At 66.2% G+C, this 10,924-nt stretch carries 7 protein-coding genes; 4 read left to right on the forward strand and 3 right to left on the reverse strand.

Annotation, left to right across the window (positions count from 1 at the left end; all coding sequences use genetic code 11):
* Positions 1 to 18: 18 nt before the first annotated feature.
* Positions 19 to 1,644, forward strand: coding sequence for an alkaline phosphatase D family protein (locus P1X14_RS15685; protein WP_277316335.1), 1,626 nt, complete (start codon positions 19 to 21; stop codon positions 1,642 to 1,644).
* Between the two features lie 145 nt (positions 1,645 to 1,789).
* Here P1X14_RS15685 and pepN read toward each other — a convergent pair whose 3' ends face one another.
* On the reverse strand, positions 1,790 to 4,390 hold the full coding sequence (pepN, locus tag P1X14_RS15690) for an aminopeptidase N (RefSeq protein WP_277316336.1): 2,601 nt from the start codon (positions 4,388 to 4,390) through the stop codon (positions 1,790 to 1,792).
* Positions 4,391 to 4,513: 123 nt separating this feature from the next.
* Between pepN and P1X14_RS15695 the strand changes: the two genes are divergently transcribed.
* From P1X14_RS15695 to P1X14_RS15705, 3 genes are all read left to right on the forward strand, one after another.
* Complete coding sequence (locus P1X14_RS15695) at positions 4,514 to 6,202, forward strand: M28 family metallopeptidase (protein ID WP_277316337.1); 1,689 nt, start codon at positions 4,514 to 4,516, stop codon at positions 6,200 to 6,202.
* 68 nt (positions 6,203 to 6,270) lie between these two features.
* The gene (locus tag P1X14_RS15700; protein WP_277316338.1) at positions 6,271 to 7,881 is read left to right on the forward strand and encodes a M28 family metallopeptidase; all 1,611 of its coding nucleotides are present in this window, start codon (positions 6,271 to 6,273) and stop codon (positions 7,879 to 7,881) included.
* A gap of 168 nt (positions 7,882 to 8,049) precedes the next feature.
* On the forward strand, positions 8,050 to 8,853 hold the full coding sequence (locus tag P1X14_RS15705; RefSeq protein WP_277316343.1) for an NAD(P)-dependent oxidoreductase: 804 nt from the start codon (positions 8,050 to 8,052) through the stop codon (positions 8,851 to 8,853).
* Here the strand turns inward: P1X14_RS15705 and P1X14_RS15710 are convergent.
* Both P1X14_RS15710 and P1X14_RS15715 read right to left on the reverse strand, forming a co-directional pair.
* Entirely contained in the window at positions 8,763 to 9,674 is a 912-nt protein-coding gene (locus P1X14_RS15710; RefSeq protein ID WP_277316339.1) for an EamA family transporter, read from the reverse strand. The two genes, P1X14_RS15705 and P1X14_RS15710, sit on opposite strands and share 91 nt — an antisense overlap.
* A gap of 76 nt (positions 9,675 to 9,750) precedes the next feature.
* Positions 9,751 to 10,755, reverse strand: a complete 1,005-nt coding sequence (locus P1X14_RS15715; RefSeq protein ID WP_277316340.1) for a beta-eliminating lyase-related protein — start codon at positions 10,753 to 10,755, stop codon at positions 9,751 to 9,753.
* Positions 10,756 to 10,924: the final 169 nt, after the last annotated feature.

The raw sequence follows: 10,924 nt of genomic DNA on the forward strand, positions 1-10,924 counted from the left end.
GGCGGAAAGGGGAACCCCATGACCTTCCGCATCGATCGCCGTTCCGTTCTCGTCACCGCCAGCCTTGGCGTGGCCGCCTTCGCCATCCCCGGCTTCGCGCTGGCCGGCACCGTCGCCGATCTGCGCGGCTTCACCCATTCGGTCGCCAGCGGCGAGCCGGGCACCGACACGATGCTGCTGTGGACCCGCTACCAGCCCGCCAGTGGCGATTCGGCGCGGCTTCGCGCCGAGGTTTCGGAAACCGCCGATTTCGCGCGGATCGTCTCGGGCGGCGAAGCGCTGACCGGCCCGTGGCGCGACTGGACCAGCAAGATCGTGGTCGAGGGGCTGAAGCCCGGCACGCGCTATTTCTACCGCTTCGTCGCACCCGATGGCAGCTTCTCGCCGGTCGGCCGCACCAGAACGCTGCCGGTCGGCAATGTCCGCCGCTTCGGCATCGCCATCTTCTCCTGCTCGAACCTGCCGTTCGGCTATTTCAACGCCTATGGCCATGCCGCGGCGCGCGACGATGTCGATCTCGCCGTGCATCTCGGCGACTATTTCTACGAATATCCGAAGGGCGCCTATTCGCCCGAGCGCGGCGCGGTCGACGGTCGCGTGCCGCTGCCGGAGGGCGAGACGCTCATATTGGCCGATTACCGGCTGCGCTATGCCAGCTACCGCGCCGATCCGGACCTGCAGGCGCTGCATGCGAACAAGCCGATGCTGGTCCAGATGGACGATCACGAATCGGCCAACAACAGCTGGGAAGGTGGCGCGCAGAACCATCAGGCCAACGAAGGCGACTGGTCGATCCGCCGCGGTGCGGCGCTTCAGGCATGGCGCGAATGGATGCCGGTGTCGGACCGTCCCTTCGCCGCCTATGACGTCGGCACGCTCGTCACCCTGTTCCGCACCGAGACCCGCTTGCTCGGCCGCACGCCCGAACGCAGCCTCTATCGCTATCTGACCGCCGCCGATCCGGTGAAGGCGCTGACCCAGTTCCGCGACAGCGAATGGATGGACCCCAGCGTCTCGATGCTCGGCAGCGAACAGGAAAGCTGGCTCTATCACGCGATGGCCAAATCGGTGCGTCAGGGCCAGCGCTGGCAGCTTGCCGGCTTCGGCACGATCATGGGCCGCACCAGCGCGCCCGCGGAAGCGCTCGACTGGCTCAAGGCCGACACGCCCGAACGTGTGCGCAACTATGTCACCGCCGGGGTCAATGCCGGCAAGCTGGGCCTGCCGATCGATATGGACGGCTGGGGCGGCTACCCGGCCGCCCGCGCGCGCTTCCTGAAGGCGGCGCAGCAGGCGGGTTCGAACCTGATCGTGATCGCCGGCGACAGCCACAATGCCTGGGCGTACGATCTCGGCCAGGACGGCAAGCCCGCCGGCGTCGAGTTCGCCGGGCAGAGCGTGACCTCGCCCGGCTATGAAAGCTCGACCGGCGCAGATCCGAAGACGGTCGCCGCCGCGCTGGTCGCGAAGAATGCCGAGCTGAAATGGTGCGACACCAGCCGCCGCGGCTATATGGCGATGACGCTCACGCCGGAGAAGGTCAGCAACGACTGGGTGTTCGTCGATACGATCCTGGAGCGCAACCTGAAGGCGAGCGTGGGCCATACCGCCACGGTGATGCGTGGCCGGAACGTGATGGGGTAACTCTCAATCCTCCCCCGGAGGGGGAGGGGGACCAGCGAAGCTGGTGGAGGGGTAGTCTCCACGGGCGAGACGGCATCGCTTGCGGCGACTACCTCTCCACCGCTCTGCGAGCGGTCCCCCTCTCCCTCAGGGAGAGGATTTTAGATCAGTCGAGGCTCTTCGACGCCTGCTCAAACATATCCTTGCTCAGCCCCGGCGTTGCCACGATCCGCTCCAGCTCGGCGCGCATCTTCGCGGCCCGCTCCGCGTCGAAGCGGCGCCAGCGGCCGAGCGGCGGGAGCAGCTTCGACGCAGTCTGCGGGTTGAGCTTGTCCAGCGCGAGCAGCTGGTCCGCCAGGAAGCGATAGCCACGGCCCGACACATTGTGGAACGCGCGCTGGTTCACGCTGAACGCACCGATCAGCGATCGCGCGCGGTTCGGATTGGCCAAAGTGAAGTCGCGATGCTTCGCTAGTTCCTCGACGGCATCGATCGCGTCGTCGCGCGACGACAGCGCCTGGGTCTGGAACCATTTGTCGAGCACCAGCCCATTATCGGCATAGCGCTGGTAAAAGGCCTGGATCGCCGCCGAACGCTGTTCCGTCGCCTGCGAATTGACCAAGGTGCCGAGAGCGCCCTGACGATCGGTCATATTGTCCGACGCTTCATACTGGGCATAGGCCAGGTCGGCCGCGTCCGCCGCGCCGCTGGCCGCGATATAGCCGAGCGAGACATTCTTGATCCGCCGCGCGCCCTTGCCCGCGGGCGAATATTCGAAGCGGTTGGTGCGCACCGAATCATAGGCTTCGCGCCACAGCGGCTCGAGCTGGGTGCCCAGATCGCGGCGCAGTGCTTCGCGCGCCCGGTAGATCGCGTCGGGATCGACCATACCCATCTGGTCGCCGATAAAGCTGTCCGACGGCAGCAGCACCGCTTCGGCGATGAATGCCTGATCGAGCCCCGTATCGGTCAGCGTATTGCGCACCGCGTCGATCACCGCGCCATGGTCCGCGCCGCCGTTCGCGACCGACGAAACCAGCGTGTCGAGCATCAGCTGCTGCATCGCCTCGTATCGCGCGAACGGATCGTCGTCATGCGCCGAGAGGAAGGCGAGGTCGCTGGCCGATCGATTGGTGTCGAGCACGATCGGCGCGCTGAAGCCGCGATTGATCGACAGCACAGGCGTTTCCGGGATGTTGTCGAACACGATCTCGCGGTTCGGTTCGTTCAGCAGCACCAGCTGCTCGTCGCACAGCGGGCGGCCGGTGATCGCACCGAACAGCTTGAGCTTGAGCGGCAGCACCATCGGCGCCTTGTCGGGCTGGCCCGGCGTCGGCGGCACGGTCTGGTTGAGCGTCAGCCGCGCGCGGCCGCCCTCCTGTTTCAGCGACGCCGAGACGCGCGGCGTGCCGGCCTGCGAATACCATAGCCGGAACTGGGTCAGGTCCGTCCCGCTGGCTTCCTCCATGCACTGCACGAAATCCTCGCAGGTCGCGGCGGTCCCGTCGAACCGGTCGAAATACAGGTCGGTGCCCGCGCGGAATTTCTGGGGGCCCAGGATCGTGGCGATCATGCGGATCACCTCCGCGCCCTTGTTGTAGATCGTCGCGGTATAGAAATTGCCGATCTCGATATACGAATCCGGCCGGATCGGATGGGCCAGCGGCCCCGCATCCTCGGGGAACTGGCTTGCGCGCAGGCCGCGCACATCCTCGATCCGCTTGACGGCCTTCGAACCCTGATCGCCCGAGAAGCTCTGGTCGCGATAGACGGTGAAGCCTTCCTTGAGCGAAAGCTGGAACCAGTCGCGGCAGGTGACGCGATTGCCCGACCAGTTGTGGAAATATTCGTGGGCCACCACCGCGGCGATGGCGTCGTAATCGAAATCGGTGGCGATATCGGGATCGGCGAGGATGTAGCGGCTGTTGAAGACGTTCAGCCCCTTATTCTCCATCGCACCGAAGTTGAAATCGTCCACCGCGACAATGTTGAACACGTCGAGATCATATTCCCGGCCATAGACCTGCTCGTCCCACGCCATCGAGGTCTTGAGCGCGGCAAGGGCATGATGGGTGCGGTCGAGATCGCCCGCGCGAACCCAGATGCCCAGCTGCACCTCGCGCCCGCCCATCGTCGTGAAGGTCCCGCGATTGGCGACCAGATCGCCCGCGACGATCGCGAACAGATAGCTCGGCTTGGGGAAGGGATCGTGCCACTCGGCCCAGTGGCGCCCGCCGTCCAGCTCACCCTGCGCGATGGGATCGCCATTGGCCAGCAGCACCGGGAAGCGCGCCTTGTCGGCGGTCATCTTCACCCGGTAGACGCTCAGCACGTCGGGCCGGTCGGGGAAGAAGGTGATCCGGCGGAAGCCCTCGGCCTCGCACTGGGTGCACAGCATGCCCGACGAGGCATAGAGGCCCTGAAGCTGGGTGTTGCGCTCCGGCGCGATCACCACTTCGGTCTCGATCACATGCGCGTCGCCGCCCAGTTCGATCACCAGATCGGGCCCGTCCATGTGCCACACCGCGGCCTCGCCATCGGCCAGCACCGATAGCGCGGTCAGCCCGTCGCCAAGGAGTCTCAGCGGTTCGTCATGCGCGCCGTTCCGCTCGACCTTCAGTGTTGCGCGCACGCGCGTCGCTGCCGGGTCCAGCTCGAAATCGAGCGAAATCTCCGGGACGCGCCAAGCCGGCGCGCGATAATCCTCGCGCCGCGTCACATTGAGCGTGACGGGGGGCGTAGCGGCTGCACTCTGAACATCTGCCATGACGTCCCTGCATATAGGCAGCTCGTCACAAGCTGCCAGCCAAAACCGGCATGCTGTGCTTGCGCAAGATTATTGCCGTGCTACCCACGCGGCACACCAGAATTGCCGAGGATTGCTCTCCCCATGCTTCGATATTTCGCGCCGCTGACCCTCGCCGCGCTGCTCGCCGCCCCGGCGATGGCCCAGACCGCTCCGACCGTGGCGGTCCCGACCACGCCCGCCGAGAAGAACGCCGTCATCAACGCCGAACTGCCCGCCGATCAGGCGGCGATGAAGGCGCATGTGATGTTCCTGGCTTCGGACAATATGCGCGGCCGCGACGCGGGCAGCCCGGAATTCGACATCGCCGCGCAATATGTCGCCTCGCAATTCTATGCCGCCGGGCTGCGTCCCGCGGGCGATGACGGCTCCTATCTCCAGCGCGTGCCGCTGCTGTCGTTCAAGCCGGCCGGGCAGGGCAGCTTCACCCTGACGCCCAAGGGCAAGGGCGCCACCCCGATCAGCCTCGAATTCGGCAAGGACTATGTGCCGTCCGCCGATCCGACCAAGGCCGAGACCAAGGTCGAGGGGCAGGTGGTGTTCGTCGGCTATGGCATCACCGCGCCGTCGCTCGGCCGTGACGATTATCGCGGGGTCAACGCCAAGGGCAAGATCGTCGCCTTCTTCTCGGGCGCGCCGGCCGGTTTCCCGGGCGAGGAGCGCGCGCATCTGGGTTCGCCCGCCACCAAGGCGGTGATCGCACAGGAACATGGCGCGATCGGCTACATCACCATCGAATCGCCGGTCACGGCCAAGACCCGCCCGTTCAGCCCGGCCGGCTGGGACCGGGTCCGCATGACCTGGCAGCGCGCCGATGGCACCGGCTTCTTCGCCGCGCCGAACACGCCCAGCCTCGGCACGATCAGCATCGCCGCTGCGGAAAAGCTGTTTGCGGGATCGAAGACCCCCTGGGCCACCGTCGCCAAGCTTGCCGAAAGCGATGGCGCCAAGTTCAAGGCCGAAGTGCTGCCGACCACGCTCAGCGTGTCGCTCACCACCGATACCAAGCCGGTGGTCAGCTATAATGTCGCGGGCATCATCCCCGGCAGCGATCCGACGCTGGGCAGCGAAGTCGTCATCCTCTCCGCGCATCTCGATCATGTCGGCGTCGGCCGTCCCAATGCGAAGGGCGACACCATCTATAACGGCGCGATGGACAATGCGGTCGGCATCGCCTCGCTGATCGAGGAAGCCAAGCGCTTCAAGGCATCGGGCAAGCCGCCGCGCCGTACGATCATGTTCCTCGCGGTCACCGCCGAGGAAAAGGGCCTCGTGGGCGCCGACTATTTCGCGCACAATCCGACCGTCCCGAAGGACAAGATGGTCGCCAACGTCAATCTCGACATGCCGATCATCACCTACAAGTTCAGCGACATCATCGTGTTCGGCGCGCCGCGCTCGACGCTGGGCCCGATCGTGGAAAAGGCCGCGGCGGGGATCGGCGTGACGATCTCGCCCGATCCGATGCCGGAACAGGGCCTGTTCGTGCGGTCCGACCATTACCGCTTCATCCAGCAGGGCGTGCCCTCGGTGTTCCTGTGGCCGGGTGCCGCTGGTCCGGGCAAGACGGCGATCGATACGTTCTTCGCCGGCAACTATCATCAGCCTTCCGACGAGATCGTCCAGGGTCCGCCGATCGACTGGGAATCGGGCGTCCGCTTCATCGAGATCAACTATACGATCGCGCGTGCCATTGCGGACGCGGACGAGCGTCCGGTCTGGAACAAGGGCGACTTCTTCGGTACGCTCTTCAAGGGGCCGATCGCGAAGTAATCCGCGAATTCTCCACGTTCTAATCTGCGCGGGTGGCGGTGCCGCCCGCGCGTTTCGAAAGTCGCCCGATGCTGCGTTCGCTGTTCGCCCTTCCGCTGTTGCTGATCGCGCCGCTTGCGCACGCACAGGCGATCCCCGCCGATCAGGCGGCGATCAAGAGCCATGTCCAGTTCCTCGCCTCGGATTCGCTGCGCGGCCGTGAAGCGGGCACGCGCGACTATGATGTGGCGGCCGAATATGTCGCATCGCAGATGCTGCGCTACGGCCTGACTCCGGGTGGCGAGAACGGCACCTGGTTCCAGGCGGTCAACCTCGCCTTCTACAGCCCCTCGGGCAAGGGCGAGGTCAAGCTGACCCGCGGCAAGACCACCGAGCCGATGATCCATGGCAAGGATTATCTCCCTTCGCCGGTGCCCAGCTCGCCCGAATTCAGCGTGTCGGGCAACCTCGTCTTCGTCGGCTGGGGCATCGTTTACCCAGAGGGCAAGCGCGACGATTATCGCGGACTCGACGTGCGCGGAAAGATCGTGGTGATGATGCCGGGCGTGCCCAAGGGCCTGCCCGCCGAAGTCACCGCGCATCTCAGCGACGATGACCAGAAGGCCCGCATCGCCCAGTCGCGCGGCGCGCGCGGCGTGCTGATCCTCGAATCCGCGGCGAACAAGAAGGACTTCGCCTTCGACATGATCGTTCCCTATTGGGAATATCAGCGCACCACCTGGGCCGCTCCGGACGGCAAGGCGCATGACGTGTCGCCCGGCGCGCCGGTCGCCGCCTATATCAGCCAGGCGGGTGCGGAGAAGCTGTTCGCGGGATCGCGGATGAAGTTCGCCGATGTGCTCAAGGCCGAGACGACCGGCGGCAAGATGCCCACCGGCAATCTGGTCGGCAGCATCTCGATCACCAGCAAGACCCGCGTGCGCACCGCCGCCACCCGCAATGTGATCGGCGTGCTCGAAGGCTCGGATCCGGCGCTCAAGAACGAATATATCGTCCTCTCCGCGCATCTCGATCATGTCGGCGTCGGCGATCCGGTCAATGGCGACCGCATCTATAACGGCGCGATGGACAATGCGGTCGGCACCGGCTCGATCCTCGAAGTCGCGCATGCCTTCCAGACCTCGGGCAAGCGTCCGCGCCGCTCGGTCATGTTCATCTCGCTGGCCGCCGAAGAGAAGGGGCTGATCGGCTCCGACTATTTCGTGAACTATCCGACGGTGCCCAAGAGCCAGCTGGTCGCGAACATCAATCTCGACATGCCGATCCTCACCTATGACGTGAAGGATCTGGTGGTGCAGGGCGGCGAGCGTTCGAGCATCGGCCCGGTGGTCGAGCAGGTCGCGAAGGCCGAGGGTCTCGCGGTCGTCCCCGATCCGACGCCGGAGGAAATGTTCTTCGTCCGCTCGGATCACTACAGCTTCGTCAAGGCGGGCATCCCGGCCGTGTCGGTCGATACCGGCCCGGGCGGCGAGGGCGCCGTGGCGCAGAAGAAGTTCCTGGCCGACAATTATCACAAGCCCTCGGACCAGATCGACCTGCCGTTCAACTGGGCCTCGGCGGCGCAGTTCGTCCGGGTGAATTACGGCGTGGCCCGCATCCTGGCCGACGCCGACAAGCGCCCGAGCTGGAACCGTGGCGACTTCTTCGGCGTGACCTTCGACGGGTTCGGGGCGAAGTAGCTCCTTCTCATTCCCCTCCCTGCAAGGGAGGGGCTAGGGGTGGGTGAGAAAAGGTCGGGCTCGATGCCCGGCCTTTTCTTTGTCTCGGGCGGTTCGCTGGGCTCGCTTCACTCGCCACCCACCCCCAACCCCTCCCTTGCAGGGAGGGGAGCGTATAGAGGGATGACCATGCACCTCTTCCTCTTCGGTCCCGGCTACACCGCGTCCCGCCTCGCCGAAGCCGTGCGCGCAATGGGCTGGCGGGTCAGCACCGCCACCCGCGACACGTTCCACGGCCGCGAAGCCGATCTCGCCGCCGCTACCCATATCCTCTCCTCGGTCCCGCCCGGCGAAAGCGAGCCCGTCCTCGACGCCTATCGAACCGCGCTTGCCGCCGGCGATGCGTGGCTCGGCTATCTCTCCTCCACCGGAGTCTATGGCGACACGCAGGGCGCCTGGGTCGATGAGAGCGCACCCACCGGCACCGGCCGCCGCGCCGCCCGCGCGGACGCCGATGCGGCATGGCTGGCACTCGCTGCACGCGTGTTCCGCCTGCCCGGCATCTATGGCCCCGGCCGCTCGGCGCTCGATCGCATCCCGGCCCACCGCGTGGACGCGCCGGGGCAGGTGTTCAGCCGCATCCATGTCGACGATATCGTGCGCGGGGTGATCGCCGGGTTCGATGGTCCGCCCGGCGCTTACAACCTCGCCGACGATCTGCCCGCGCCGCAGGCCGAGGTTCAGGCATGGGCCGCGCACCTTCAGCATCGCGAACCCGCCCCGCTGGTGCCGCTCGACGATGCCGGTCTCAGCCCGCAGGCGCGCGCCTTTTATTCGGAGAATCGCCGCGTCTCGAACGGCAAGGCGAAACGCGTCCTCGGCTGGACGCCGCTCTATCCCGATTACCGGTTCGGCCTGCGTGCCCTGAGCGCGATCACCAGCCCCGCGATCACCAGTACCGCGCCCGACGCCGCCAGCAGCGACCAGCGATAGCCTTCGAAGAGGGTCGAGAAGATCATCGCCACTACCGGGATCGCTACGCTGCTATAGGCCGCCTTGGCCGGTCCGATCTCGCGGATCAGCGCGAAATACAGGCTGAAGCTCAGCGCCGATCCGAGCACGCCCAGATAGATCAGCCCCGCGATATAGCCGATCCGCCACTCGAAGCTCGGCGGCCCCGACACGGCCAGCGCGAACACCGCATCGATCAGCGCGCCGCTCAGCATCGCCCATCCGATCACGCTGGCCATCGGCCATGTCTTGGAGGTCTCGGTCGCCTGCATCACGTTCGCGGTCGAGGCGCACATCACCGCGCACAGCGCCAGCGTAATGCCGGTGATCGCCTGTTCGGGTCCGACCGGGCTGAGCCGCCCCTCATGGATGAACAGCAGGACCACGCCCGCAATCGCCACCGCCGATCCGGCGAGCAGTTGCCTGCCCATCCGCTGCCCCAGGAAAATGCGCGACAGGATCGCGTTGGGCACCAGCAGCAGCGCGAACACGATCGCGACCACGCCCGAGGTGATGTACTGCTCGGAACGGTAGACGAGGTTGAAGTTCAGCACGAACTGCATCAGCCCGAGCAATGTCGCGAAGATCATCCCCTTGCGCGGCAGCCATAAAGGTTCGCGCCGGATCGCGGCCCACACCAGCATCGTCGCGCCACCGAGCGCAAAGCGATAGGCGACCGACCAGCTCGGCGGCACCACCGACAGCTGATCGCGGATCACGATCCAGGTCGTGCCCCAGATCAGGGTGACGATCGCGAACGGGATCAGCACCCTGAGGCGCGTCGAGCGGGGCTTGTCGGTCACCTTTTCCTCCGGCCGGTTCATGGCCGTCTATACATATATAAAGACATAAAGATATCTTTATATGATTGTGAGGCGCTCATCCCAGCGCGGCGATCGCACTGGCAAGCGGGCGGATCGCTTCCTCGGCCTGATCCCATGAGATCACCAGCCGCGCCTCGCCAACGCCCCAGTCGTAGAAATCGAAACCGAGCGCGCGCAGGCTGGCGGCTTCCTCGGCCGAGACCTTCAGGAACACTTCGTTCGCCTGCACCGGATGGACCAGCCGGTCGCCCGCGGCTTTCGCCAGCAGTTGCGCGCCGGCATTGGCCGCGCGCCCGTTCGCCAGCCACAGATCATTGTCGAGCAGCGCCAGGATCTGCGCCGCCAGATAACGTCCCTTGGAGAACAGCATGCCCGCGCGCTTGCGGCGATAGAGCGTCGCTTCCGCCAGTTCGGGCCTGAAGAACACCAAAGCCTCGGCGCTCATCCCGCCATTCTTGACGAAGCCGAAGCTCAGCGCGTCCACGCCCGCGCGCCACGTCACGTCGCCCGGATGGCAGCCCAGATGCGCGACCGCATTGGCGAAGCGCGCGCCGTCCATGTGCAGGCCCAGCTTCCGCTTGGCCGCAACTTCGCCGATCGCTGCCACCTCGTCCGGCGAATAGGTCAGCCCATATTCGGTCGCGTTGGTGATCGAGATCGCGTGCGGCTGCACCTGATGCACGTCGGGCCGGATCGCACGGGTCACGTCGCGGATCGCGTCCGGGGTCAGCTTGGCGCCTTCGCCCTCGGCCAGCAACAGGGTCGCGCCGCCGGTGAAGAAGACCGGTGCGCCGCATTCGTCGACCTGGATATGCGCGTCGCGGTGGCAGACGATCCCGCCATAGGGCGGGCACAAGGCCGCCAGCGCCAGGCTGTTCGCCGCGGTCCCGGTCGGCACCCACAGCGCGCGGCACTCGGTGCCGAACAGGTCGGAAAAGCGCCCGTCAAGTTCCTTGCTCCACCGGTCGCCATCATAGGCGGTGTCGAGCTGGTTCACGCCCGCCAGTGCCTCCAGCACCTGCGGACAGACGGCGGCGGCATTGTCGGAGAAGAAGCGCATGCCACGCCCATTGCGGGCGCGGACCGGCAAGGTCAACCGGGCCTGAGTTGGGTTCGGCAAAGCTGAACCTGGTGCCGCTTCAGCGGAGCTGAATCAGACTCTATAGCCCGGGCGGCCGCCGCGTCGGCGAAGGCTCGGGCGTCGGCCGCCGCGCGCCGCGATCCTCGAC

It is taken from the genome of Sphingomonas sp. AOB5, assembly GCF_029433115.1.
Classification (GTDB): domain Bacteria; phylum Pseudomonadota; class Alphaproteobacteria; order Sphingomonadales; family Sphingomonadaceae; genus Sphingomonas.

What these genes read in the sequence shown, in the direction of transcription:
- P1X14_RS15685 (WP_277316335.1), top strand. Translation starts at nt 19, where the DNA reads ATGACCTTCCGCATCGATCGCCGTTCCGTTCTCGTCACCGCCAGCCTT.
- pepN (WP_277316336.1), bottom strand. Translation starts at nt 4,390, where the DNA reads ATGGCAGATGTTCAGAGTGCAGCCGCTACGCCCCCCGTCACGCTCAAT.
- P1X14_RS15695 (WP_277316337.1), top strand. Translation starts at nt 4,514, where the DNA reads ATGCTTCGATATTTCGCGCCGCTGACCCTCGCCGCGCTGCTCGCCGCC.
- P1X14_RS15700 (WP_277316338.1), top strand. Translation starts at nt 6,271, where the DNA reads ATGCTGCGTTCGCTGTTCGCCCTTCCGCTGTTGCTGATCGCGCCGCTT.
- P1X14_RS15705 (WP_277316343.1), top strand. Translation starts at nt 8,050, where the DNA reads ATGCACCTCTTCCTCTTCGGTCCCGGCTACACCGCGTCCCGCCTCGCC.
- P1X14_RS15715 (WP_277316340.1), bottom strand. Translation starts at nt 10,755, where the DNA reads ATGCGCTTCTTCTCCGACAATGCCGCCGCCGTCTGTCCGCAGGTGCTG.